General features: G+C 54.5%; 22 protein-coding genes. 8 read left to right on the top strand and 14 right to left on the bottom strand.

The genetic code is table 11. From position 1 onward, the window contains the following. Positions 1-305: 305 nt before the first annotated feature. The 3 genes from AC2FIC_RS05065 to AC2FIC_RS05055 all read right to left on the bottom strand — a co-directional run bounded on the left by AC2FIC_RS05065 (position 306) and on the right by AC2FIC_RS05055 (position 3,590). On the bottom strand, positions 306-2,708 hold the full coding sequence (locus tag AC2FIC_RS05065) for a bifunctional DNA primase/polymerase (RefSeq protein ID WP_496692226.1): 2,403 nt from the start codon (positions 2,706-2,708) through the stop codon (positions 306-308). Next, a complete protein-coding gene (locus AC2FIC_RS05060) occupies positions 2,705-2,911 on the bottom strand; it encodes a helix-turn-helix transcriptional regulator (protein WP_496692225.1) in 207 nt (68 codons plus the stop codon). The genes AC2FIC_RS05065 and AC2FIC_RS05060 overlap by 4 nt, the downstream gene beginning before the upstream one ends. Positions 2,912-3,014: 103 nt before the next feature. Further along, on the bottom strand, positions 3,015-3,590 hold the full coding sequence (locus AC2FIC_RS05055) for a hypothetical protein (protein WP_496692224.1): 576 nt from the start codon (positions 3,588-3,590) through the stop codon (positions 3,015-3,017). A gap of 228 nt (positions 3,591-3,818) precedes the next feature. Here AC2FIC_RS05055 and AC2FIC_RS05050 point away from each other — a divergent pair, with 228 nt between their 5' ends. Both AC2FIC_RS05050 and AC2FIC_RS05045 read left to right on the top strand, forming a co-directional pair. After that, positions 3,819-3,920, top strand: a complete 102-nt coding sequence (locus AC2FIC_RS05050; RefSeq protein ID WP_496692223.1) for an LCI fold-containing protein — start codon at positions 3,819-3,821, stop codon at positions 3,918-3,920. A 609-nt stretch (positions 3,921-4,529) separates the two neighbouring features. Beyond that, positions 4,530-6,005 (top strand): DNA/RNA helicase domain-containing protein, encoded by a 1,476-nt coding sequence (locus AC2FIC_RS05045; RefSeq protein WP_496692222.1) that lies wholly within the window; start codon positions 4,530-4,532, stop codon positions 6,003-6,005. Between the two features lie 104 nt (positions 6,006-6,109). Here the strand turns inward: AC2FIC_RS05045 and AC2FIC_RS05040 are convergent, their stop codons facing one another. Then, positions 6,110-6,637: a GIY-YIG nuclease family protein gene (locus tag AC2FIC_RS05040; RefSeq protein WP_496692221.1), complete on the bottom strand. Its 528-nt coding sequence runs from the start codon at positions 6,635-6,637 to the stop codon at positions 6,110-6,112. 76 nt (positions 6,638-6,713) lie between these two features. Next, positions 6,714-10,112 carry an AAA domain-containing protein gene (locus AC2FIC_RS05035; RefSeq protein WP_496692220.1) on the bottom strand — a complete coding sequence of 1,133 codons (3,399 nt, stop codon included), beginning with the start codon at positions 10,110-10,112 and terminating at the stop codon, positions 6,714-6,716. A gap of 216 nt (positions 10,113-10,328) precedes the next feature. Here AC2FIC_RS05035 and AC2FIC_RS05030 point away from each other — a divergent pair, with 216 nt between their 5' ends. After that, entirely contained in the window at positions 10,329-10,574 is a 246-nt protein-coding gene (locus tag AC2FIC_RS05030) for a hypothetical protein (protein ID WP_496870046.1), read from the top strand. Here the strand turns inward: AC2FIC_RS05030 and AC2FIC_RS05025 are convergent. After that, positions 10,493-10,771, bottom strand: a complete 279-nt coding sequence (locus tag AC2FIC_RS05025) for an HNH endonuclease signature motif containing protein (protein ID WP_496692341.1) — start codon at positions 10,769-10,771, stop codon at positions 10,493-10,495. The two genes, AC2FIC_RS05030 and AC2FIC_RS05025, sit on opposite strands and share 82 nt — an antisense overlap. A 1,332-nt stretch (positions 10,772-12,103) precedes the next feature. Here AC2FIC_RS05025 and AC2FIC_RS05020 point away from each other — a divergent pair. Further along, entirely contained in the window at positions 12,104-13,072 is a 969-nt protein-coding gene (locus AC2FIC_RS05020; RefSeq protein WP_496692219.1) for an NAD(P)-dependent oxidoreductase, read from the top strand. 302 nt (positions 13,073-13,374) lie between these two features. Here AC2FIC_RS05020 and AC2FIC_RS05015 read toward each other — a convergent pair whose 3' ends face one another. The 7 genes from AC2FIC_RS05015 to AC2FIC_RS04985 form a co-directional block, all read right to left on the bottom strand. Continuing rightward, positions 13,375-15,111, bottom strand: coding sequence for a Mur ligase family protein (locus tag AC2FIC_RS05015; protein ID WP_496692218.1), 1,737 nt, complete (start codon positions 15,109-15,111; stop codon positions 13,375-13,377). Positions 15,112-15,125: 14 nt separating this feature from the next. Continuing rightward, on the bottom strand, positions 15,126-17,921 hold the full coding sequence (gene cphA, locus AC2FIC_RS05010; RefSeq protein ID WP_496692217.1) for a cyanophycin synthetase: 2,796 nt from the start codon (positions 17,919-17,921) through the stop codon (positions 15,126-15,128). Positions 17,922-17,943: 22 nt separating this feature from the next. Beyond that, entirely contained in the window at positions 17,944-18,831 is an 888-nt protein-coding gene (locus AC2FIC_RS05005) for a cyanophycinase (protein ID WP_142637921.1), read from the bottom strand. A gap of 55 nt (positions 18,832-18,886) precedes the next feature. Further along, positions 18,887-20,053, bottom strand: coding sequence for a beta-aspartyl-peptidase (gene iadA, locus AC2FIC_RS05000; RefSeq protein WP_282027701.1), 1,167 nt, complete (start codon positions 20,051-20,053; stop codon positions 18,887-18,889). Positions 20,054-20,339: 286 nt separating this feature from the next. Next, positions 20,340-20,654 (bottom strand): DUF1244 domain-containing protein, encoded by a 315-nt coding sequence (locus AC2FIC_RS04995; protein ID WP_281995544.1) that lies wholly within the window; start codon positions 20,652-20,654, stop codon positions 20,340-20,342. Positions 20,655-20,742: 88 nt separating this feature from the next. Then, complete coding sequence (locus AC2FIC_RS04990; RefSeq protein ID WP_142637915.1) at positions 20,743-20,982, bottom strand: DUF6868 family protein; 240 nt, start codon at positions 20,980-20,982, stop codon at positions 20,743-20,745. 77 nt (positions 20,983-21,059) lie between these two features. After that, on the bottom strand, positions 21,060-21,797 hold the full coding sequence (locus tag AC2FIC_RS04985; RefSeq protein WP_496692216.1) for an N-formylglutamate amidohydrolase: 738 nt from the start codon (positions 21,795-21,797) through the stop codon (positions 21,060-21,062). A gap of 133 nt (positions 21,798-21,930) precedes the next feature. Between AC2FIC_RS04985 and pyk the strand changes: the two genes are divergently transcribed. Continuing rightward, a complete protein-coding gene (pyk, locus tag AC2FIC_RS04980) occupies positions 21,931-23,376 on the top strand; it encodes a pyruvate kinase (RefSeq protein ID WP_142637911.1) in 1,446 nt (481 codons plus the stop codon). On the opposite strand, the gene AC2FIC_RS04975 is transcribed toward pyk, so the two are convergent. Next, the gene (locus tag AC2FIC_RS04975) at positions 23,377-23,850 is read right to left on the bottom strand and encodes an Lrp/AsnC family transcriptional regulator (RefSeq protein ID WP_271950091.1); all 474 of its coding nucleotides are present in this window, start codon (positions 23,848-23,850) and stop codon (positions 23,377-23,379) included. Positions 23,851-24,038: 188 nt separating this feature from the next. Here AC2FIC_RS04975 and AC2FIC_RS04970 point away from each other — a divergent pair, with 188 nt between their 5' ends. The 3 genes from AC2FIC_RS04970 to rpmI all read left to right on the top strand — a co-directional run bounded on the left by AC2FIC_RS04970 (position 24,039) and on the right by rpmI (position 26,418). Further along, positions 24,039-24,476, top strand: a complete 438-nt coding sequence (locus AC2FIC_RS04970) for a universal stress protein (protein ID WP_142637907.1) — start codon at positions 24,039-24,041, stop codon at positions 24,474-24,476. A gap of 13 nt (positions 24,477-24,489) precedes the next feature. Then, entirely contained in the window at positions 24,490-26,037 is a 1,548-nt protein-coding gene (locus tag AC2FIC_RS04965) for an alanine/glycine:cation symporter family protein (RefSeq protein WP_271950089.1), read from the top strand. A 180-nt stretch (positions 26,038-26,217) separates the two neighbouring features. Then, a complete protein-coding gene (rpmI, locus tag AC2FIC_RS04960; RefSeq protein ID WP_010443552.1) occupies positions 26,218-26,418 on the top strand; it encodes a 50S ribosomal protein L35 in 201 nt (66 codons plus the stop codon). The last annotated feature ends 9 nt before the right edge of the window (positions 26,419-26,427 follow it).

The raw sequence follows: 26,427 nt of genomic DNA, 5'->3' as shown, positions 1-26,427 counted from the left end.
TCGAGGCCGGAAGGACCCTGGCGGATGCACTAGCCGAACTGGATGATGATACATCCACAGACCGATCTACTGAAAAAACCGCAGTACGATTTTGGCTTGAAGGATTAGAATAATGAGCCGCTGCTTGTTCGGGAAAGGAATCCAAAGCATTGAATTATAATAGTTTATGTCCGGGTTTGCGGTGTTTGCAGGGTTACTTTGGCTTGCGCAAATATGTGCAGCAAAAACAAACCCGCAATACCCTTAAAACCAGTTGGGCATGCAAACCACACGCGCCCAACCAAGTGTTTGTAGGCGACTCTTCTCTAGAACGGGGTATCGCCCGACAGTTGCCCAACCGTTTCCAAGCGGTAACGCTTAACGCCAGAGGGATCATCGACACAGCGAAGAACCCGCCCACCGACAACACGGTCTTTGTGTTTTCCCAGATACCGCCCAACACTCCGGGTGTTGAATGTACCCTTGTAGGTTCTGTCAGCCAGCGCATCATGAAGTACTGTGACTTTGCCGTTTTGGTTATGGCCCGCAGCCTCTCCAATCTCTGCAAGTGTTGTTGGTTGGCCTCCCAGCGCATCAGCCCAAAGCTCCAACAATTCTGCTAGATCACCTTTGCGCGGATCGTCGGCGATGACCCGCTCGCGGGTCGTACAGGGGTCGGCCTCATCCAACCATACAAGCGCTTCCCGGATCGTGTTCCAACGTTCAAATGAACCCATGGGCACCATGCGGTTTGGGCGCCCAGCGGCCTCATAAGCACGTAGGATTGTGAGACCAGCTACAACCAAGGCCGCCCTTTCCGCCCGCGCTTCTTCAACAGGATTAAAGTCATGCTCGATTTGATCCGGACGTTCTTCACCAGTATCAATCCGACATAGCAGTGTGCGGCGACCAAGGTCCCCCAAAACTTCAAGGTTGTTCCCCGTTGCCATGAATACCGCGTTGGTCAGGACGCGCGGCACCTCAGACTTGCCCAGTATCCTTGCCGCAATGACTTCTTGGGTCAGAGCAGAACACAGTGTGTCGCCGCCAAGGGGACGATCGCAGTTGTCAAAAACGAGAATCGGATCACCCGCCATTAGAACGCTGGAGATACGTTTTTCGTTCTCTTCATCTGTCTTGCCTTGCGAGATCATAGTCGGTTTGTGGCCAGTCGCGATGACACCAACCGTTTCACACAGCAATGACTTCCCAGAGCCTGCTGTCGGCGCGTCGATTGCAAAGAGTGGTGCCGAAGGAAGAATCCGACGCACAATTGCCGTCAATGTACCACTAAGCAGAACACTACGATCTGCAGGGGTGGCAAACTCGAAATTACGAAACGGCGCAAAAAGAACGTCTCGTGCACGCAATGCATCTTCACGTGTTGGTGCATCTGGTACAGCTGGGAATTCGACGCCGTTTGGCTCGAAAAGAAGACCAGAATCTGGGTCGTATCCAGGGGTTTGGAGAATGGTGCCATCTTTACGCATGGTCGGGCTGGAAACCACACCATGCAAAACCGGCACGTTCCATTCACCCACGCGCGCCAAGAGCGCGGATACATGCCCACCAGGTGGATTGATCGGAATGTCCATCTCTTCACCGGGCTTCAGCCAGAGCGAAGCAATCGCAAACTTTTCCTTCAACCAGGGCTGCGTCAATTCGTTGATCACCAAAACACCACCGGACCGCTTTACGCCATCTTCTCCGATACTTTGCGGAAGACGCACAACGCGAACCAATTTTTCACCCCGCTGATAAACGCCAAGATCGGCAGCTAGCAAAGCTGCTTCCGCTTGGTCAACTTCCTCAGGTGTGTGGCCCGCGCGTACAAGAATACGTGGACGCGGATCACCGGTGGAAGCTCCACCACTCAAGCGAAACCAGTCCCGCAACTTTGGTTCGAGCGGCTCCATTTTCAGACGCGCGCAAAGTTCCGGAAGGCCCCAGACTGGTTCACCCGCTTCAATTTTTTCGCGGGATGCAGCTGCCTTTCCGCCGCGCTTTTCAGCTTCATCATCTCCAGCAGCGGTAGCAACCGCTACAACAAGTTGATCCACTTCGTCGTCCGACAAATCGCAACGAATAAGAACGCCCGTCAGGATGAGGCATATCTCATCCCGTTCTCCGGCCACCTTAGGGTAGTGCATTGCGACGGCTGATAGCGCAGCTAGGAGACCACAAAGACGCGCGAGTTCGCCACCATCAATTGTAGGGATGTCGCGCGGATCATCATGCCACCCGACAGCATCTCCGCTTGGATGCGTAGATGGTGGAAACATAGTCTGGTGGCCATTGCCGCGAACCTCCAGCAGCATTGCGCGATCCGCACCGATAGTGTGAGCTACTGCATTGGGAAGTTGAAAAGCCAGTTTACCTTTCTTCAACTTCGCATATGCGACGCGGTGGCTAAAAGGCGATCCTCGGCGTCCGAAGCTTGGAAGATTGCTAAGTACAATTTTCGCAAGTTCCGCAGCTTCAGGACAGTCAAAATCGATATCAATAAGGCCGCTGGAGCGTTTGCCAAGCGCGATTCCAACATTCAAGCTGCCGCTGAATTCACTCTTGATAGTGTCGGGTGTCCACGCGCGGGGTTCTTTCCATTTTCCGCGCGGGGTTTTCTCTTTGAAAGGAAGGATCAGCGGTTCCCAACCAAGATTTGTGTAAGTGAGCGCGGCTTCTGCCGCACCCCCAATTCCATAAGTAATATTTGCAGATGATTTTTTCATTTTTGGTCTCCCACCGGGGTGACCATGTGCTCTTCAAGCCAGCGTATGACGTCGGACAGCCAGTATAGCACGAGGTGGCCGCGCTTGATGTATTTGGGGCCTTCGCCGCGGCAGCGGAGCTTTTCCCAGTATGATTTGCTTGTTTTAGTCAGGCGCGCTACCGCCGCAGTGTCGATCAGTGTTTTACTTGAGTCTACTAGCATCAAAATTCTCCGTGTTTGGTTTACACGTAAGAAACTGATGGAAATTGCGTCACCGATGTTGCGGACAGAATTGCTATTTCTGCGCAACTTCTGACGGCTAAAACTATACCTTGAAGGGTATACCCATCGACTCTAGCTCTCGGGCGATCACCAAAAGCGACTGGCGCTCCAAAGACTCCGCTACAAAGTCCTGTTCTGTGACCTGGTACATGTATGTTGCGCGGTGATCGACACCGTCACGACCTTTGAGCTTCTTTTGATAGCTGCCCGTGTAAAGTTCGCGCAGCTTCTGTCGATTTGCCTTTTGCGTGTCCGGATTCTTTGAACCGAAAACTTTCTCTTCGGCAATTTCGGCTAATTTATGTGGCGTACGCACCTTTGGTGCCGCCTGGTCAACATCCGTTTTGTGCCGGTTCTTCCATTTAAAATCAAAGACGGCTGCAGCATCTTTGTGTTCCAACTCAGCCATCAACAGGCAACCACGTTCATAGGGATCATTAGGCAGAGGCCCCGGAGCGGCCTTTTCGCCGGTAATCGCCAGCATTGCTTGGTTCAATCGTTTTGAGCGATCTTTGCCACCGTTGGTGTGTCCATCGATAAGTGCTAGCAAAAGCAGCTCTAAGGGTGGTCGCGCAACGCCAGTGTGAGGAGGATGTTCTTCATCTTCATTGTCAGTCATGCTGCATAACAGTCTTCTTTTTTGTCATTGCGAGCCAACAAGACGATTTTCTGGGCAAATACATCGACTGGCTGACGCAAGCGTTCGACATCTATTATTATATACCTGACCTTCAACAAAGAAGACTTTGGACCGCGCGCCAACACGGATTCCTAGTCCGCGCGGGAAAGTATCACGGTATAGAGCTTGGCCTTTTTCGGGTGAGACAACGCTTCGATTGAGCGCTTTGTGAAGTGTAAACTTGTCATTGAGACCTCCTCTGGCCTCAACTCAAATTATTTCGTAAATCTCGGAATTACATTCATTATCAGAGGCTTATATAAAGCATGAGGTAGCGTCCAACCTCATCACACCGCGCGCGCATGCGAAGGCGCAAGTATTTGATCACCGGCTATATACATAGTGTGTGTGCCGCTCCCAATTTGTACGTCATCACGACTGCCACAAGCCGTTCCGGTAGGCAGCCATTGGTTCCAAAAAACCTGACGACGGACAAGAATCAACGTCGATCGCCAGCTCGCTCGATCCGGGGATGGCTCGCCCACTGTAAGCGCTGTCCGCCGTCGATGGGTGGGGTTGCCCGGGTTTGCAGTGTTTAACGGGTTTGGTGCGGCCCGTGGCAATGGCGCAGCCTGTTAACATAACTGCGCTTACGGGAGTTTTGCTATTGTGGTTTCAATGGATGGTGACAACGCGGAGAGGCTATGAGCCTCAATTTTTTTTCATCTCAAAAAACCGTTACGGAACAGGTATCAAAAGGCGCCCGTTACAATTCTTTTTATGGATTTAGGGTCTTTGAAATCAACGCGACAAATTGTTCGAAAGCAGTTTTAAGGGACTAGTTGATGGAGCGTTCCCGTCTCATCGGAAACATCGTTATTGAGAACCGGCCCGCAACGTCTAGTGTGCCATTTCGCATCTACCAGAGAGGATTCAGCAGTGCCCACCCCGACGAACCTTCTATCTTTGAGACAAGCACATGCAAGCCTTTCAACACCGGTGGTTGAAAGTTTCAAACAACACTTTGATGTTGCATTGAAGGATGACGAGGTCTCGGATCTAGTGACGCTTGTTGACGTATTGTCTGCAAATGAAGTGAAAGCAGACAAACTGAACGAGTTCTATGTTGGCTACAAAATCCCACAAATAGGAAAAGAGTTTGACCTGCTGCGTTTCGGCAAGGAATACACATTGAACATTGAAATTAAGCGGACGCGAGACGACGAAAAAATTCTCAAGCAGCTTGTCCGCAATCGCTACTATCTTGAAGCTCTTGGCCAACCATCACACCACTTTACTTTTGTCTCCAACGACCAAACCCTAATCCACTTGAGTGAAGAAGGCGTTCTTGAGGAGTGTGCCGTCGGGCTACTCATTAAGATATTGGTGGAACAAGATGTCTTGGTAGGGAAAGACCCGCACGATCTATTTGAACCATCGAAGTTTCTTGTTTCGCCATTCAACTCTACGGAGAGCTTTCTAAGCGGCCACTACTTCCTAACTCATCAGCAGGAGGAGTACGCCAAAAAAATCCAGATTCTCCTCAACCAACCCCGCGCACCCCAATTCATTGCTCTTACCGGCGGCGCAGGAACTGGGAAAACTCTTTTAGCCTATGATATTGCGTCGTCTGCAATTTCAGCTGGCAAATCTGTTTTAGTTTTTCACTGTGGTAACTTAAACAGCGGCCAAGAAATTCTTCGTGATAATGGTTGGGAAATCGCTCGAATAAAGCGACTTCATATTTATGATCTTTCAAAATACGACCTCATTGTCGTGGACGAAGCGCAACGGCTTTCCGGCGACCAGATTGATCATATAAATGCGAAAATTACTTCAGTCGGTGGGGTTTGCTTGTTCTCATTTGATGGGCTTCAGGCACTTGCAAAGCACGAAGAACGCGTTGATGCGAGTGGCAAAATTTCAACTCTATCGCCACTGTCAACATTCAATCTTTCAGAGAAGATTCGCTCAAACAAGGAAGTGGCGAACTTCATCAAGATGCTTTTTGATAAGAAAAAAAGTGCGGCACTGACCGAACGAAGTAACATCAAGCTGGAGTACTTTTCTGATACTGAGAGTGCAAAGCAGTATATCTTGTCTCTGGGCGATTCTGAATGGGAGATTCTTCGATTTACGCCCTCTCAATACGACAACGAGTTCCACGAAACCTATTATCCGAGTTGGAGCAAGGTTTCGCACTCCGTCATTGGTCAAGAGTTTGACAATGTTGCAATCGTCTTGGATAGATTTTTCAATTATGACGATAACGGTGATTTGATCTACACCGGTCGTACGTATTACGAGTCGTCCAAGATGCTTTTTCAAAACATTACTAGAACAAGAAAAAGGCTATTGGTGATAATCATTAAAAATGAGGGGTTGCTTGAGAGATGCATATCAATCCTAAACTGAAGGATCACATCAAACCTCAATTCCGTCCATTCACAGTACAAGAATTGAGAAAATGGACGCTATGGGCCGGTAACATAATGGACCTTACCTGACTTCAAAGCCTATCAACTACAACTAGAGATAGCCTGCATTTGCATCAATTTTCGGCCGTCTGAGATTGCCTGATGGGTAGAGGATTGCAGGCATCCTGTAAGGTTAAGGGGCGGTGAGTACTTGTGAAGTAGAAGCCGCTCCGTGGGCTCCGGCCGTTCCTCGTGAGCAATCGCCAGCAAAAGGTTGTCCATCATCCAGTCGGTCAACCGGGTTTCACTTTGCGTTTCTAGTGTCCAAGTAGGAGGGGAATTTGGTTTTCGCACAAGCTCTGGCGCCAGCGTCAATATCTCTCGTAGGAGGAATGCTAGACTTTTTCGAGGTGAATGATTTCTTGTCTTGCCGAGGAAGTGGCACCTCCCTTTGAGCCCCTTTGCTCCTGATGCCTTACCAATATAAATCAAACCAGCCACGCCGGGTTCAATTTTGGGCAGGTGGGCGCCAGGGCGCAGGAAAAGCGCATACAAGCCATTTTCAGCGCCAAGATTGAATTTTGACCTTTCAGCCCTCGGCCAGGTCATCACGTCTAGAACATCTTTCATCTCAACTACCCCAATTTTTTGTCGAGCTTGGTAGACGCATGACTCACTTCACATAATGAATTCCATCGATGTGCGATTAATTCTCTCGCCCGCCAAGACTCTGGAAAATAGTACTAATTTCCACTTCCAGATGCTGCCCCCTATACACAAATGAGGTTTCGTGGCGGGCATACTTACCGTGTCGATCGGCGCTCATCCAATTGTAAGACCCTATAGCCAATAGGTCGTCGTCGATTGCCACTATCTTACTATGCAACCGGGGAACTTTGTGAAGTCGCACACCAATATCAGTAAGTGCAGCTTCGGCGAGTGTCATTTGGGTTTGGCCATTCGATCCGGTCGAATTGTTCAAGAGTGGGTCTGTGTAAACGTCGACACTGGCTCCTCGGCCAATAGCTTTCTCAAAAGCGGACAGGAAACCAACGTTTTCCATGGTGCGAGTGACAACCCAGGGGCTAACGATGGAATAGCGCCGCCCGCTTCCAGCAAGAGCTTCAAGAAGGAATCCGTCATGCTCCGCAGCGTCGCGAAGCATCTGAAGCTCGCCATTGTCGATCTGCAAATCACTTCTTGGTTCAGTCTCAAACTCAAGCGCATTGTCTGTGGAATTGAAGAGGAAGTCTCCAAGCATGGCACGAGGCGACCCAGGGGCGGCTGTTGCCAGAACGTCCATATCCCCAAACACAAGGCAACTGTCTTTGGCGCGTGACACTGTTACATTCAGCATGCTCGACGAGGCGTCGATAAAGTTGCCGTCGGCATGTTTCGAATAAACAGGAGAGAAGATAACAACTGGTCGTTCAGCGCCTTGAAGCGCATGAACTGTTCCGACCGTCATGCCGTCGCGCAGGTCAACGGAAACTCCCTTGTTTGCCAAAGCGGTCCGTATTTCACCTACTTGTCTGCCAAATGGCGTCACTACACCTACAATTTGTTCAAGTCGCGCCTTATAACGGCTCTCCAACTCCGATCTGTTGGCTTCAAGCCATGCCGCAATCGTCCGGGCCTCCAATGGATTTGCACGGCTACTTCCAGCCCGCATTGCTCGCCCGTCTACATGCAAGTAACCCAAGCCCGGCAACTTGGTGTCTGGCGGCACACGCCCACGCATTGGCCGTAGTTTTCCTTTGTAGCACAACGCATTGCTATAATCGATTATCTCGTCATAGCAGCGTCTGTGCTCAAAGAGATACAGACCCTTTTCAAGTTCCTCGTAGGGTGAAATCTGGCAAGCCTCTTGTGCAAGGCGCATAGCGCTGCCGGTGGTAGTACAAAGCCCGCGTGCTGAGAGAGCATCCCAGTCTTCGTCGTTTTTCAGAAGGCCGACTTCCCGCAGGTTTCCGACGTCCACTGGCTTTGGCACGGAAGAGATGGGTTCGATCTGTTGTGTATCGCCAATGATCAGAGCACGCTTTGCCAGAGAGAAACTAGCTCCGGCTACTTCCGGCAAGACTTGCCCGGCTTCATCCACGATCAAAAGATCGATGAAGTTATAAAGATACTCCTTCGCCCATTTACCCCCTGTCTTGCGGCTGTAAGCTAACTTGCCTGGCAAGCTTGCGAATGTGGCAACGGCGCAAGGTGTCAACATCATGCGTCTATGCCAGCGCGGGACTATTGTTGCTTTCCCCCGCTTGTTTGAAGAACCTGAAATGCCAGCAAGGTCGGCCTCCATCTCCAGCAGCCACCGCCCTTCCCAGTAGTGTGTGGCAAGTAAGAAAAGCTTGAAGCGGATGCTTAGATCCGCGATCTGCTCTAGCTCCGAACTTTCGACTGCCTCGCCAAGCGCGGCCTTCGCACTTTCCCACCGACTTTCGGCGCCCGCTAAAGAGGAACGAACTGTCCGCGCTCTTTCAAGTTCCTGTTCGGCTCTTCTTCTTGCCGCCTCCGCCGAACGCAAGCTGTCAGCTAAATAGACTTCGAGCTCATCCACGCGCCTAAACTCACCAAGGTCAGGCATGAATTCGCGGACGGCTTGCCGGGCAAGCAAGACCCGCTTTTTCTTGATTGCCGGTAGAAAATTGAAGAGAGCCGCAAACGTAGATTCGGCCGCAAGGTGTGCCTCGAGTGCAGATTTTGCAGCTTTGCAACTTGACTCACTGCTTTGTCTCTCGCTGGTCGACTTGATCAAACCTTCTTCGGCTTCGTCCGGGTTTGAGCCAAGGAGCGCATCGACTGCTTTCTGGGCTTCTCCAAGCGCCTCAGCCGCACGATCTAATTCAGAGAGTTTCTCAGCTTCGTGCACCATCGCTCCCTGAATAGCATCAACAACGGACTTCACACTCGTTTCGGAAAGGGAAGGAAAAGCCTCCTCTGCCGCCTTAAGATACGCCTCCTTCGCGCCTGAGAAATACTCGACACTCTCGCAGGCCCTCTGAAAGTCTTCAGTCTGATACTTCTTCGCGGCTTCCAGCTTGCGGGAGTGAGATGGCAGGAAAATCCCAAAGCTATTTACATCAGGCAGCCATCGACCTGCAAAAGGCCCCTCGCCCTGAGCAAAATCCTTGCCAAACGCGTCAATGATATTGGTCACAGCCTGGTTATTCGTAGAGGCGGCAACGATGACCGGTGCATCTTCACCCTTTAGGGCGGCTCGTATCCAAACACTTGCGACCGCGGAAAGTAACATTGTGGTTTTGCCAGTGCCCGGTGGGCCATTCACTGCGATGACTTCTCCTGGCTCTGACAGATCAAGGTAGGCCATGACCTGCCGTTGATGCTCAGATAGTGGGAAGTTTGGGTTTGAATGGCCGAGACGGCGACCAAACTCACGCTCAATTTTGGGATTTGGGCTCGTCGTTGATTTGCCAGGCTGAGCGACCTGGCTCAAGAGGCGTGCATCTGGCTTGTCGCTGAGAAGTTTGTCATAGAGGTCCACGATGTTGCGAATTGTGGCACTGGCATCTTCGGCCAGTTCTAGGAAACCAAAGCCCATCGACTGATAATCGTCGTCGCCGCTTGGCCAACCTTCTGCGACAGCGTCGACCATCTTGCGGCAATGACCAAGATACTCTGGCCATGAACCTTCGACGATCATTTCTGGCAAGGGGGTCTCGGTCAGAAATCTATCAAGATCGTCGACGCTGCCGATTGAAAATTCGCCAGATGGTAAGGGTGACAGCACGTCGCGCGCCAGAGCGTTGCGCAAAGGGGTAATCTGTCCGTCGCGATCAACCGTTGCTTCGCTCACTACCGGCGCGACAATCTCAGGCAATCCATCAACCAGTGCTGCGCCGTGAGAGGATTTACGAGCCATGACCAGCGGCCAGAATCGAACGGCAATGCCTTTTGCCGACTTCTGTCCTGCAAACACCCTGTCGACAACCGCCTCCGGAAGAATTCCGGAACGAACGGTTTCACCCGAAACCTCTATGAACCGCTTCCGATCCCGTTGCGTGAACTTGCCGTCTCCTAGCGCACTATCAGCCAGTGAAACGCGCCAATATTGGAGTACTTTTTCTAGTTCTTTTTTCATATTGGCTACTGCTAATCTGCGTTGGTGCACTTGAAGTTTTAGTATGTCGGGCCGTCGAGGGAGACCAGCTGCCTATTCGAAAACCACGATTGCCTAAAACGACTAGCGCATTGTTTTGCTAAGATTATGGCGCCCAAGAATACAAAACCAGGCGAAATGCCTTTGGTCATTGCCTGACCATCGTCCGCACTCATTCAAATTTTTCACACGCCTTTAGTGGCGAACAGCTGGGATTCTGGCCTGCAATGTAGCTCGCCAACTCCTTCGGAGCGGGACACGCAGTTGGGTGGCCTGTCTCTACACCCGTCGATGGGGTGGGGTCAGACACGCCATACTCTACGACAGGTGGGGCCAATCGGCGTTTCGACCGGGATGTCTTCCTATGCTCTGCTGACACAGATCGCGACCTGCGCCGCCAACCACCGGCCCGCCGCCATGCGCTGCCGCACACGCGTGCGATGAGTCTCCGGAGTCGGAGGGCATTTTCTCCTATGCCGCGCTGTGTTGCAGTACCAACAGGCGGCAACGATATTCTCGGCGGTATTCGCTCCCCCCTCTGAACGAGGGAGAAGATGCTCGGCGGTGCATCGAAGGAACTTTGGCAGTCCGCTAGATCTACAAATTGTGGGCAAACGGTGATCGAGGGCTGTGTCCCACATTGGCAGGTCACAATAGTAGCAACGCCCACTCTGTTCGAGCATCTTGGTTCGGCGGATATTCTTTAGTGCTTTTTTCACGGCACGGGTACTCCATTCAACTTCGTGAGAAGCGAATGCGCGACGCCCAGAATGGACGCTCCCCGGCGGGAAGCTTTTGCTCGCGCGAGACCCGATTTTCGTAGTTTCGCAGACCGGAAAGTGAAACCTGAAGGTTTATACCTTCAGATCTGATCAGCCTTTTGGTCTGATCAAGACAATCAAATTGTCTTCAATGCTCCTAAAATAAACGGCAGCGGGGCCTGCGTCAACACAGCCGATCAAACGAGCGCAACGTGCGGCCAGAGATGGCACGGCGTCTGAAGTCAGCGAGCGGCTATTTTTGTGGCCGCTCAGATCACTCGATAAAACTCGCCAACTCCCATAAACCGGGATGGCAACCACCGTCCCTCTGCCTGCGCTCGTCCATGGGGTGGAGTCACTAGTAGGGGATTAGTAGGGGAGCGGAGTACAACTGGAGCTAGCCACATGCGACGCCATGCAAAATGAACTGAGTAAATTGCCCAAAAATAACAGTCAGTTATGCTGACAGAGACGGCTTAATCAACTCACATCAAACCCAGTCCAACAGATTTAGAAACACATTGGTAAGGGAGAGGTCGAGAGTTCAATTCTCTCCAGCAGCACCATCTCATCTTTGCACCTCTGGTTTTCTTTGAAGCTCCGAAACGGGCGGGCAAATGACGTTGAGATATGCCTTGTTTCGACAATATCGCACTGGCTCCGCCGAAGCTGACCTACGTAGCCGACCATGTACAGCTAGGCTGCCGCAAGTTTTGTCCTGACCATCTCTCGCATATCCCTAATCCGGGGCAAACTGTCCACGCAGCCAAGCTTCCAACAGGTCGACATCGATATGCGAAACGTTCAAATGTCGGGCCGCTGCCTCGAAGCTGCGTAACCAACTATGGGTATTGGGTTTGATCTAATCTAGCGACAAATAATTTTTGTGGTAGATAGCCTGTTTTATCATTTTCACTTGCGGCTCAGGTCGCGATACAAGTTTTTGAATTGTCTCAAATCCGAACAGGAAATCTGGACTTGATCAAACCAGACGTCTCATCGACGAAAGTCAGAATTGCCGCATTCGTGGCCAATCCGGCGCTTGGCTTCGACTTCGTGGCAAACGCGGCCGGTCCTGGCGTTATTGCAGGTTCCAACGTCGTTCATCAGACAAAGGGGTCGGTGGCACCTTGTTCTCGGGAATCGCTTATCGACCGCTCACCTAGCGGATCTTTTTGTTTGGATTTTTCGTACACTCGGAAGGAATAGAAGATGAAAGTAGGGTTCATTGGACTTGGTAATGTCGGCGGAAAGCTTTCAGGCAGCCTTTTGCGGAACGGAATCGACCTGACGGTTCTTGATCTAAACCGCGACTTGATGGAAGCGGCGGCGGCCAAGGGTGCCAAGTTGGCGGAAAATGCCGCAACATTGATGCGTGATTGCGATGTCGTCATCACCTGCCTACCCTCGCCTGCCGCATCGGACGCTGTCATGCAGGAGATGCTGCCAGAGGTGAAAGAAGGCAAGATCTGGCTGGAGATGTCTACCACTGACCAAGCCGAAGCCGAACGCCTTGGCGGTATCGTCATCGCAGCCCGTGGTGCCGCAGTCGATTGCCCGGTATCTGGCGGTTGCCACCGCGCCGACACTGGTAATATCTCGATCTTTGCGGGCTGTGACCGCTCAACGTTCGAGCGAGTTCTGCCGTTGCTGAAGACCATGGGACGGCGTATCCTGCATACTGGTGAGCTTGGCAGCGCCTCGATGCTCAAGGTACTTACCAATTATCTGGCCACCGTCCATCTGGTCGCCAATGCCGAAGCGTTGGTGACGGCGAAGGCTGCAGGTATGGACCTGAACACAGCCTACGAGGCGATCAAAATTTCGTCTGGTAACAGCTTTTCCCATGTTACCGAAAGCCAGGTAATCCTGAACGGTTCGCGCGATATCTCATTCACCATGGATCTGGTGAAAAAAGATGTGGGCCTGTTCCAAAGTATTGCCGAACGAAACAATGTGCCGCTGGAAGTCTCACCCTTGATTTGCCAGATTTTTGACGACGGCATTGCACGCTATGGCGATCGCGAGCTATCGCCCAACATTATCCGCCGGTTAGAGGACGCCACCGGTCTTTCCATCCTTGCCCCCGGCTTCCCTGCGGAAATGGCGGATGACGAACCAGAAGAGCCTGGATACGAGGTGATCCCGCAGGGTTCGTCGCGCGTCTCTGCCGGCAGCTAGAGCCCGTTTCGGCAGCCACGAGCAAGTTGAGGGCAGGCATCATACCTGCCCCGACGGCCAATGCTCAGAGGCTCAATGCCCTTTGAACGGCGTCGCACCAGCTTACTCGGCCTCGAATTGCGGGACAGTATGATGCAATGCGCAAAACAAAAAATCCGAGGATGAGGCGGATATACGATAGGGACGAAGGTCCGACAGGGCCGTATTGACACTGGGTGAGTGCGTCGGATGTGGACTGCCGACCGCCCAAAAACTCATTTCCTAACACGCCCTCTCTGTGATCCCGACACGCGCCTCTGTTCTTACCCGTCGAGCATAGCGAGAACAGCGTCACGATCGGACAGAACCAGCAACAAAGCGATATCATCCGGTTGTAGCTTTTCGAGTATCATTGATGCGGCTTGTTTGGGCGAAGCGGCTCTGAGTATTTGTTCTGCACCATACCCATGTTCCAACGCTGTCCTTTCGATCAGATCAGAAACTTCCCCCGACTCGCGGCCTCTTAGATACCCTTCCAACTCGGTTGCGACGACCACGTCGGGTTGGAAATTCAGCGCTGTCGCGGTTACGTCCCGGATATCCTGATCCGATCTGTCCCCCGCATGGCTGAGCATGATGAAACGCCGTTTTGCTGGCAAGCTCAACAGCGCATCGCAAACGGCGGAAATCGAATGCGGGTTATGTGCAAAATCCACAAAGACCCGTGCCCCGTTGTATCGGAACTCGTTGCAACGGCCTGGATTATCCTTGGCGTCTGGTTTGAACCCGGCCAACCCATCCCGAGCCGCCTGAACGGGAAAATCCAGCGCCAAAGCCAGGCACAAGGCCGCCAGCGCGTTCAGGATATTGTACTTCGCTGCGCCGCCCATGGTCAGGGGGACATCGGAAGCTGCGATCACCACCTGTTCCGCTGTGCCGTCGAAAAAGACGATATCTCCCTGCCGTATATAGGCGCAGCACCTGTCTGAATCGCGCGCCTGGCGGATCAGGTCGTTCTGCGCGTCCAGCGAAAACCACCAGATATTCGCCGAGGTATTCTCCGCCTCGGCACGGACAAAGTCGTCATCGGCATTCAGGGCCAGCACGCCCCCTTCGGCCAATGTTCGATGTACGGCGAATTTGGCCTGGGCCAGTTCCGGAACCGTGTTGACCCCGTATTGGCCCAGATGGTCGTTGGCTACATTGGTGACAGCCGCCGCCGTGGCGGCGCGGGTCGGCAGACCCCGGCGCAGGATGCCCCCACGGGCGACTTCAAGACAGGCAACCTCCAGCCTTTTATCGCGCAGCAACATCCGCCCGCCGCCGGGGCCCGAGTAATCGCCACGGTCCAGTATATCATCGCCCACGCGGACAAACTCGGTCGAGGTTAGCCCAGCGACCTTGCCCGAAGCGCGTGCGATAGCCTCAAGCAGCCGGGTCGTAGTGGTCTTGCCGTTGGTTCCGGTGATGAACGCGACCGGGATATCATGCAGCGCAGACCAGTCCACCTCACCCGGGGTGGGCAGCCCATCAACAGGCCAAGTCTGACTGCCTGTACCATGCCCGATCGACACCTCGTCATCATCGCAAAGGATATCCACGCCATGCGCCTCAGCCGCGGCGATCAAGGCGATCAGTGCGGGATTGGCTTCCATTTCCATGACGCCTTTGACATCCGCAACCATCTGATCGAAATCTCCGGGCTCGGATGCCAGCAGGTCAGCGGCACAGAAATGCCAGGCGGTTTGCGCAGCGAAGATCGAGGAATAGAGTTGATCCATTGGCGCCGAGATCGCCAAATTGACGCCACCGGTAAAGATGCGATGGGTCAGATCCTGATCCTGCCAGCCAAGCGCATCCAGCACACGACGCGCGTGGTTCTCCCACAGGGCGGTGACCTGCGTGGCATCAATTTCGGTGAAAAACACGTCCATTACCGCACCGGGTCGATCCCACAACAGACCCGGCCCGGTCAGACGCCGGGCGTCATCCACCTGAATATGGTCGACGGTCGCGCTTTCTATTGTCAGCGCGGTCTCAAGCTCTTCGATCCGGTCCATTCCGGTGCCTCCGCTCAATCCGCGTCTTCGCTGATTTCACGGGCAAGACGCACGCCACGCTCATCCCGGATCAGGTTCTGGTCGCCTTCGAACATATCTTCGAACGAGGTTTCTGCGGGGGCTGCCACAGGTGCGACCTCGGGTTCTTCGCCATCAGAATTGAAATAGATGATCTGTTTCCAGCAGCGCGTTGTGTCATCACCAAAGATCACCAAGAGATCGCCCTGTCCGGCCTGCTCCAACGCGGCACTGACCGCTTCGACCTCGTCGGGGATGACCGTGATGGCTGCGGCATCCACGCCGTTGTCGATCAGGGCTTGACGCATCATCTGCGGCACCTCGTCATGCCCGCGTCCGCGACGGCGGTCATCTGCCTTGCAGATGAAATGATCAAAATGTCCGGCTAGGGCGGCGGCCCCATCGACAATATCTTCGTCGCGCCGGTCGCCAGGCATCGCTACAACGCACAGCCTGCGGCCCTTGATCTCTAACTGATCGGCCAGCGCCGCCATCGCTTTCAGCGCGGCGGGGTTATGGCCATAATCGAGGATCACCTTGAAGGGATGTTCGTCATAGACATTCATCCGTCCAGGTGCCTGAAAATAGCTGGTGTCGAAGGTGCGCAGCCCATGACGGATATTATCTAGGTCCACGCCGAAACTATAGGCCATCGCGGCGGCGAACATCGCATTCTGGACGTTGAAAATTGCCTTGCCTTCCAACGTCGCCGGGATCAGATGCGACCACAGAACCGGGATATGAAGCCCGTTGTCATAGATGGTCAGCATGTCACCATTCATGCCTTTTTCAAGCACGATAGCCTTGCCGCCGGCCTTGATATGTTCCTTGACCAGACTGTGCGCTGGATTGGTCGTGACATAGAAAATCTGATCCGCTTGAGCGTAGTCGGCCATTTTCAGACAGTTGATGTCATCGGCATTCAGCACTGCAGTATCCACAGCGCTTTCAACCACCACGCGCTTGACAACGGCCAGCTCCTCGACCGTGTTTATGCCGCCAAGACCCAGATGATCGGCCGAGACATTCAGACACGCCGCCACGTTCGACCGCTGATAGCCCAGACCGGACCGCACAAGCCCGCCGCGTGCGGTTTCCATCACCGCAAAATCGACCGCCGGATCACGCAGGACGATCTGTGCGGATTTCGGTCCCGTCATGTCGCCCTTGACGCTTAGTTTACCGTCCACATAGACGCCATCGGTCGAGGTCATCCCAACGGTCTTGCCGCTGGTTTTCATGATGTGACCCAGCATCCGCGAGGTCGTTGTCTTGCCGTTGGTGCCTGTGATCGCCGCAATCGGGATGCGGGTTTCCTCATTGGCGGGGAACAGCATGTCGATCACCCTGCCCGCCACGTCGCGGGGCTGACCTTCGGACGGCGCCACGTGCATCCGAAAGCCCGGGGCGGCGTTCACCTCGACGATAGCACCGCCAATATCCTTGTAGGATTTGGTGATGTCGTCGATCAGAAAATCCACACCTCCCACATCCAATCCAACCGCCATGATGGCGCGTTCGGCCATGTCACGATTGTCAGGATGCACCACATCCGTCAGATCAATTGCTGTCCCCCCCGTCGACAGATTTGCCGTTGAACGGAGATAGAAGATCTCGCCTTCCGGCAGCACGGTTTCTTCGGTCACGCCCGCATTCTCCATCAGGCGTTTGGCCTGATTGTCGATTTCCAACATGGTCAGCACTTTCTCGTGTCCGATGCCACGGCGCGGATCCTGGTTCACGATGTCAACCAGTTCGGCAATCGTGTGTGTGCCGTCGCCAACGACATGTCCGGGGACACGCTTGGCCACCGCAACCAGTTTGTTGTTCACAACCAGCATTCGGTGGTCAAAACCGGTGATGAAGCTCTCCACCAGAATGGCCCTGCTGCGAGAATGTTCCTTGGCTTCGGCAAAACCGGCCTCGACCTCGGACTCTGAATTCAGATTGATCGAAACACCACGCCCATGATTGGCGTCAAGCGGCTTGACGACGACAGGAAACCCGATACGTCCCGCTGCTTTTGCCGCCTCGCGTGCCGAATAGACCATGCGCTGCTGTGGTACCGGCAGGCCCAGATCGTTCAGCAGATTGTGGGTATCTTCCTTGTCGCAGGAAATCTCGACCGAGATATGTTTGGTCTCAGAAGTGATGGTAGCCTGGATGCGTTTCTGATACTTCCCGTGTCCGAACTGCACCAGCGAGCCAGAGTTCAGCCTGATCCACGGAATGTCCCGCTCTTGTGCCGCCTTGACCAACGAGCCGGTCGAGGGGCCAAATTCTTTGCGCTGCGCCCGCAGCACAAAGCTGCGTAACTCATCATCCCAGTTGAAATCTGGATCAAAGTCGTAATCCACCTGGTCCTTGAGGGAGTGTGGCAACAGATGCATTAGCAGACGCATCGCCAGCTTGCCCGCATCCAGTCCGACATCGCGCTGGCGGTATTCATAAACCATGTTGTATTGGCCGGGTTCGCCAGTGCCGCGCGTTCGGCCAAAAGTCACATCCGTACCAGCTACGTTCTGAACCTCGATAGCGCAATGTTCCAGCACATGACCCAGCCAGGTGCCTTCATCTTCGCGCAGGCGGCGGATGAACCCGCCGGGTTCGCGATAGGAACAGCCATGTTCTGTCAAACCGGGAAGTGCCGCGACCAGAGCGTCGATAAATTCCGAACCAATCTTTGCCGAAGGCCATTCTTCCAGAATACCCAGATCGATAACGTGGCGAATAACCGGAAAACTTGCCCAAACATTCGGGCCGACAAAGACGTTGGTCGAAATTATTTTCATGAGGCACCCTGTTGGTTAGTTTTTATTTTCCCCCGCCGGCGCCCTCGTCCCCGGACAGGTCCGGCAATGTACAGAACGCCATATGCTCATCCGGCGGAAACGCCTGGCGAGCCGTCAGATCATAACGGCACCCTTCGCCCAGAACGTCAAGCCGAAGTCCCAGAAGGCTCAACGCCTCTCCGCGACGGGCATCCCACATCGATGAATGCGTCAGATGGCTGGCATCCACCACAGTGACCGTTCCGCTGCCCACTACCTCAAGGACGTTATCGGGCCCAATGAAGGCCGCCGTGTCTTCGTCAACGCCCAGCCCGATCAGGAAAGGGTTGAAAGATGAGGCGGTTAACAGGCGCCCCAGGCGGTTACGCTGCGTGAAATGCTGGTCAATGATGACCGCATTGGTCAAACCCATGCCCGGGGCCAGAGTGATATTGCCTTCAGCCGGGGCCGAATTGCTGCTGCCGCCTGCAACCATATGCTCGGACATGACCGACGCCCCGGCTGAGGTTCCCGCAATCGGTATCCCCGCCGCATTCCGGCGCCGGATTTTCTGAGCAACAAGCGTGCCACCCAGAATCGCCGACAACCGAAGCTGGTTCCCGCCGGTCATGAATATCCCAGTGGCGCGGTCCAACATCTCGGCATAGTCGGGATTGTCGCAATCGGCGCGGCGCGAGATGGGCAGGAACTCAACCTGACCCGCTCCAAGCTCAGAGAAAATGCGGTTATAATCCGGCCCTGTTTCTTCCAGCATCGAGGCTGTCGGGATCACGACAATATCGGCATCGCCGCCGCCGGACAGCTCCACGAATTTGCGGTGAATCTGCATTTCCTTGACGCGGTCTTCGCCACCGCCGATCGGGATGATGAACCCGCGCGGGGTCTCTGCATCAATGGGTGCAGGGCACATATCTTAACTACCTTCCGGAGCTATAGCGGGCAGCCACCGGGGACCGCGCGGACGTTCAAATCTGTTCATACATGCCGCGCCGGGCTATCTGGCCATCGCGGACATGCCATTCCCCCCGGGCCATCACATGCCGCACAGCGGTGTTTTCGTCAAGAACCACCAGATCGGCGTCCATACCCACTTTCAAACGGCCCTTTCGATGTAGCCTGAGCAGATCGGCGACATTAGAGGTCATCGGAGCAAGCGCATCAGACAGAGGCATTCCTTTATCGGTCAGGTCGCGCAGTGTTTCAGGCAGAGTGTCGGACAACCCCACACCAAACCGTGTCAGATTGCCCTCACGGTCAAAGGCCGGCAGGCAGCCACCCCCGTCAGAGCTGATGGTGAACCGGTCCGCGCGGCCACCTTGATCGCGGAATTGGATATAGGCCTCGGCGGCTGATATGCCCGGCTCGATATGCTCGCATGGGAATGCGGTCGCGTCGATGTAACATCCGTGCCGCGCCAACGCGACAGCCTGTTCAAAGAGGGGTTTGTTGCGATTGACATGAGTTGGATTGAAGACGCGTGCGGGGATTTCGCAGGTCGCGATTGCCTGTTCCAACATCGACAGGCCCCTGTCGCCGTCGCCCATATGGCAATGCACGATCCCTGCCTTGCCGGTCATCAGGCCCGCGACATGCGCCTCACTTGCGATCCGCAGAAACTCGTCCAGTGTCGGTTGGCTTGACCGGTGATCACTGATCGCCAGCTCCCCAACGCCGATAACCGGATCAAGGAATACGATATCACCCCGGGCGGAACCGGTCAGCGTGGTCAGAGGGACGTGATAGCCACCAGTGTGACACCAAGCCGAAAGCCCCTCCTCCCGCAGCCCATAGGCCTGCTGCACCAACGTCTGCGTGTTGCGGGTCAGATCGTCCGTCCCCAACACCCCGACAACCGACGTGACCCCGGCACGGGTGAACGAGGACAAGACCATCGGCGGCACCCGGCTGGCTGGCCCGGTTTCACCGCCACCACCCGTGATATGCGCATGTCCGTCGATCAAACCAGGAACAACCGATGCACCTTCGACGTCAACGACTTCAGCCTGAAGCGGATCCGGCAGTTCGGGTTGAGCGCTACCGAGGTAAATAATGCGTTCCCCCGCGGTGAGAATATGGCCTAGACCAACAGGCTCAGGCGTATAGAGCCGCGCATTCTTGATCAGTTTCAACACGTTTCATACCCGTCAGTAAGAGCAAAGACATTCTTTCTTGCACTGAAAGTCAGCAGAAGAACCATCCCTTAATTCGGAGAAAGCGTAAATGTCGGGCGCAGGCCATAAAGGCAAAATCTTAGGAGCGCTGAGGTAAAGCTGGGCATTTGCGCAATTCGCCGCGCCCGTCGCTTTCGGATCGGAACAACCGTAAGAAGCGAATGTAGCGGAGGCAGTGAAACCTTTGTTGACAGCCGCCTCACTGAGAAAAGGCCCGCTGGAATGGTGGGCCTTTCTATTTTCACGTTCAGCTCTTTTTGCCGACATTTTCTTCGAATGAGACTTCAAAAGCCGCCTGCTTTTCAGGACTGGCTTCGGTCTGATACTTGGCTTTCCATTCGCTCATGGACATCCCGTAAAAGATCTGGCGGGCTTCGTCCTTGTCCATCTCAATGCCATGTTCATTGGCCGCTTCCTGATACCAGCGCGACAGGCAGTTGCGGCAAAATCCGGCCAGGTTCATCATGTCGATGTTCTGAACATCGGTCCGGTCTTCCATCAGGTGCTGCTGCAACCTGCGGAATGCGGCGGCCTGAAGTTCGGTTTCGGTTTTCTGGTCCATGTTCTCGCTCCGGATGCTTGCCCAATATGTTCAAGTTGACCTAACAACCCAAGCGGGCCGTTTCAATCATCAGCAACACCTGAGTGCGCTAGGCCAGTTTCAACGCCAGCCAGGGCACGATGGAAAAGATAAGCACCAGAATTTTGTAATTGGCCAGATACCTGAAATACGCACGTTTTACATCCGCGCGGTCCATTTGGAACATCCGACTATGGATGCCAGCCGCCCAATCCTGCATCAGCACGACCATCAGGGTCGAAAACAGCAACACAGCAAGGTTGATCACCGCCATCCAGCCGAAAACAGATGTCAAAAGCTCTTGCGTCATGATCGCCTCCTTTCGCCTGATATATGGGGTTTCGGGCTCGGTCGCTCAATGGTGCGCAGGCTCTCAGCCACCAAAAGTCACAATTCGCTTTGCGAAAGGGCGTCTTCCAGGACAATTCCCAGACGTTCGGCCCATGCGCGCTGCCCCGCGTGGTCGGCGATCAGGTCATTGCGCAGTTCGATTAACGCATTAGGGCGGCCAAAGGCAGTGCAATGCTTGTCGATCGCATCGCCCGGCAGAACGCCAGTATACGGTTCATTGACGCCAACACATAGGTCCTTTTCAGCCTGCAACCGGTGGATCAGTGGGCGCGAAAAACGCTCATCCGGAGTGTGCAGCACACCGACATGCCAGGGACGCGGTTCGCGTCCACGCAACTGCCGGGTGAAGGAATGCATCGACACGATCACCGCATGGGGCAGTGCGGCCAGCTCAGCCAATGCCCTATGGTAAGGGCGGTAACACATGTTCAGACGCCGCTCGCGCTCATCCGCATCGGCGTGACGGTTGCCGGGAATGATTGACCCATCATACAATTTCATCACAAGAGTCGGGTCGTCCTCGCCTCGGTTCGGATCGATCACAAGGCGCGAGAAATTCGCCGCGATCACAGGGGCGTTCAGAATTTCACCCAGATGTTTCGATACTTCATAGGCGCCCACGTCATAGGCGATGTGGCGCTCCATATCCTCACGCGGCAAGCCAAGATCCCCACCATTGATTCCCGGTGGAACAGTATTGGTCGCGTGGTCACATGAGATCAGCCAGCGGGAAGGGCGATCCGCGCCATGGATAAAAAACGGAGAATACGTCATAAGCCTGTCATGTTGTTTCCGGCAGGTTTAGGACAGTTGCTTCGGAAAGGGAATTGCGCAATAAGCGGGCAGAGTCGATGTTTGCGGTAACATTCGCGCAAATTCAGGACATGATTTGAGGAGAACAAGGTCAATGCGACGCCTGAGAAATGTGAAAATCGTGGCGACGCTGGGGCCGGCGTCCAATGACTATGACACCATTCGCGCATTGCACGAAGCTGGAGCCGACGTATTTCGCCTGAACATGAGCCATGGCAGCCATGACGAAATCCGCGAGCGGCACCGGATCATCCGTCAGGTCGAAAAGGATCTGGACAGCCCTATCGCCATTCTTGCAGATCTGCAGGGGCCAAAGCTGCGTGTCGGCGTATTTGCCAATGATGCGGAAGAGCTGATCGAGGGTGCCGTGTTTCGGTTGGATCTGGATCCGGCCCCGGGCGACGCAGGCCGCGTATGCCTGCCCCATCCCGAGATTTTTGCTGCGCTGGAACCCGGTGCGCGCCTCTTGGTCAATGATGGCAAAATTCGCCTGATCGTACAGGATTGCGGCCAGGATCATGCTAATTGTACCGTCGAGGTCGGCGGGACAATTTCGAACCGAAAAGGCGTGAACGTGCCGGATGTCGTGCTGCCCTTGGCCGCTTTGTCCGCCAAGGATCGTGGTGATCTGGAATTCGTCTGCCAGCTGGGTGTGGATTGGTTGGCGCTGAGTTTCGTTCAGCGGGCCAAGGATGTTTTTGAGGCTCGGGCACTGGCCGATGGGCGCGCCTCGATCCTGTCCAAGATTGAAAAGCCTGCTGCGGTTGAAGCGTTTGACGACATCCTCGATGCCTCTGACGGCATTATGGTTGCGCGCGGAGATCTGGGCGTGGAGCTACCGGTTTCCGCGGTGCCCCCGATCCAGAAACGTCTGGTCCGCCGGTGCCGTAGCGCCGCCAAGCCGGTGATTGTGGCCACACAGATGCTGGAAAGCATGATCGAAAGCCCGATGCCCACACGCGCCGAGGTTTCAGATGTGGCAACCGCAATCTACGAAGGCACGGATGCCATCATGCTGAGTGCGGAATCTGCCGCTGGCTCATATCCGATCGAGGCCGTGCAGACCATGAACAAGGTCGCCATCGAGGTCGAAGCCGACCCCACTTATGATCAGATTATCGCAGCATCGCGCACGGCGAAGGGGACTACCGTGGCCGACGGCATCGTCGCCGCCGCTCGCGAAATTGCCGAGAAAACGGATATCAAGGCCATCTGTTGTTTCACTCAAAGCGGCACAACTGCGCTGTTGACCGCGCGCGAACGCCCCGGAGTTCCGATCATTGCAATGACCCCGGCAAAAGGAACGGCCCGTCGGTTATGCCTGAGCTGGGGCTGCCATTGCGTAATGACGCCCGAGCTTGAGCGTTTCAAAGGGGCGGTCGTCAGCGCCGCCCGTGCTGCTCGTTCTGGTGGATTTGCAACTGACACGGATCAGATCGTTGTCACCGCTGGTGTTCCGTTCAACGTGCCCGGCACGACCAATATCCTGCGGATCGCGCCTTGCGACGAAAGGCTGATCTATAACACGGATCCTGGCTGATCAGGCGGGTATGACATTCTGCCCGACCGGTTCCTTGACGATTTCCATCACGGTAAAGGAACTGGTCTGGTGAATGCCCGGAAGCTTATTTATCTTTTCCCCCAGGGTCTGGCGGAAATGGGCGATGTCGCGTGTGCGAACGGTTAACAGATAGTCAAACGACCCCGCCACCATCAGGCAGCTTTCGATTTCGGTGACATCGCGCACGGCATCGTTGAATTTATCCAATGAGTTCTCAGACGTTGCAGCCAGGGAAACCTGCACAACCGTCATATGCCCGAGACCCAACCGCTCCTTGTCCAGAACGGCGCTGTATCCGGTGATATAGCCGGTTCTTTCCAGTCGTTTTACACGCTCGGAACACGGGGTGTTGGTCAGGTTTACCCGCATGGCAAGCTCGACGATTGGCAGGCGGCCATTGGCTTCCAATTCCTGCAGGATGCGTTGATCGATCTTGTCCAATTCTCTGTCCATTAGGTAAATTCCCTGTAATTTTGGCGCATAATGGGATAATTTACTGAGAATAGACCAAAAATAATACCATTTCCTAGTGATTTTTCCTGATACTGACTTGAGGGCAGTCTACAATAAATGCTCCAAGTTCCGGCTGCCCTGCCGGGGGCACGGGCCCCGGTCAAATGAACAATAAATGGAGGAACGAGATGACAACAAAAATTGTCATAGGACTGGACGGGACAGAATCCGGAGAACGTGCCATCGCCTTCGCCAAAGATTTGGCTGAAAGAATTGGTTCATGCGAGCTTCTGGTTGCATATGTCATTGAATGGTCGCCCTACACTTTTCAGACACCTGAAGAAAACGCAAAGCGGCACATGCGGCGTGAGGAGGAGATTGAACTAGCAACGACACGGGTGGTGGCACCCGCCGTCGACGCCCTGAAGGCCGCGGGTTTCGCCGCGACCGGAGTGGTGCGCCACGGAGATGTGGCTGAAACGCTGAATGCCATCACGGTAGACAGCAAGGCCGTACAGATTGTCGTTGGACGCTCGTCCGCGGATGGCCTCAAAAAGCGTATCTTCGGCAGCTCTACGCAAAACCTTGTAATGCATGCCGATGTACCGGTCACGGTCGTGAATTGAGGGAGGCACAGGAATGAAAACACTATCTCAACTGGGATTGGCAGCCGCCACCCTGATGGCCAGCCCCGTCGCCGCGCAAGAGGCGCCCGGGTTGGACGAAAAGATCAATCAGGCTTTTGCTGATATCACTGGGCCATTCGTTAGCTTCATATTCGCACCAATTCCCGGGACAGGATTTCCCTGGATCGTGATGTGGTTGGTTATCGCGGCGTCGGTTTTTACTCTGTACTTTGCTTTTGTGCAGATGCGCTTTTTCGGCCACGCGATAAGTCTGGTCAAAGGCGACTATTCCGATCCCAACGATGCGGGTGAGGTTAGCCACTTTCAGGCATTGGCCACTGCCCTGTCGGGCACGGTCGGGCTTGGCAATATCGCAGGCGTTGCCGTTGCTGTTGGCATTGGTGGCCCCGGGGCGACCTTCTGGATGATCCTGGCTGGTCTTCTGGGCATGGCGTCAAAATTCACCGAATGTACACTTGGCGTAAAGTATCGCAACGAATACGAAGACGGCAGCGTCTCGGGCGGCCCGATGTACTATATGTCCAAGGGTTTTGACGAGCTTGGCCTACCCGGAGGTAAGATCCTGGCGGTTGTGTTCTCGATCTTCTGTATTCTTGGAGCGCTGGGCGGGGGCAACATGTTCCAGGCCAATCAGGCGCATCAGCAGATTGCAGGCATCGTCGGGAATTACCCGGGTTGGATCACCGGTGTGGTCTTTGCGGTTGTCGTGTTCATGGTGATCGTCGGTGGACTTAAATCCATCGCGCGAGTGACTGAAAAAGTTGTGCCCTTTATGGGCGTGATGTATGTCGCGGCGGCTCTGGTCATCATCGTCATGAATGCGGATATGATCGGTTGGGCCTTTGGTCAGATCTTTGCCGGTGCGTTTACCGGTCTTGGTGTGGCCGGCGGCATGGTCGGTGCTCTGATCCAGGGCTTCAAACGGGCCGCGTTCTCGAACGAGGCCGGCGTTGGGTCTGCTGCGATTGCCCACTCGGCGGTGCGCACAAAGGAGCCGATCACAGAAGGCTTTGTTTCGCTGCTTGAGCCGTTCATCGATACGGTCGTGATCTGTACCATGACTGCGCTGGTGATCATCATTACTCAGCAGTTGATCATCGACCCCGAGACCGGCAACTATATGTTGAACGAAGCAGGAAGCGCTATTGCGACCGTTGACGGCAACTCAGGCGTCAGCCTGACCTCTGCCGCCTTTGGCAGCGCGTTCAGCTGGTTCCCCTATGTTCTGGCGATTGCGGTGATCCTGTTTGCTTTCTCGACTATGATCAGCTGGTCCTACTATGGCCTCAAGGCCTGGACCTATCTGTTCGGTGAGGGGCACACCAAAGAGCTGGTGTTCAAGATCATCTTCTGCGTCTTCGTGGTGATCGGTGCTGCGGCCAACCTCGGCCCGGTTATCGACTTCTCGGATGCGGCGATCTTTGCGATGGCGGTTGTGAACGTCTTTGCGCTCTACTTCCTGATGAAGATCGTTCGTCAGGAACTGGCATCGTATAGTGAAAGACTGAAAAGCGGTGAGATCCGCAAATACGGTCACTAAATAGACCACCGGGGCGGCCTGCGTCGCCCCGGTGCCTGACTGGGCTGCTAAAATTGCAGATTCAGCCAAAACCCCCTTGCCAGTATGGTCGAACTTGCGTAAACGGCGCTTCTGATCGCGTGACCGGCCGAGATGGCATGCCGAGTCGCGTTTCGAACCGAACCCCGAAAGGAGACGGAAATGCCTAAGATGAAGACAAAGTCGAGCGCCAAAAAGCGCTTTAAGGTGACTGCGACCGGTAAGGTCCTTGCTGGCCAGGCCGGCAAACGTCACGGCATGATCAAGCGGACCAAGAAATTCATCCGCGATGCTCGTGGCAACACCACCCTGTCCGCCCCCGACGCCAAAATCGTCAAGGGCTATATGCCCTACGATCGATAAGAGGAGATT

Source organism: Ruegeria sp. CDSC079, from assembly GCF_059610505.1.
Note: the sequence above shows the minus strand (reverse complement) of the source record. Positions and strands in the feature narration are given on the sequence as shown.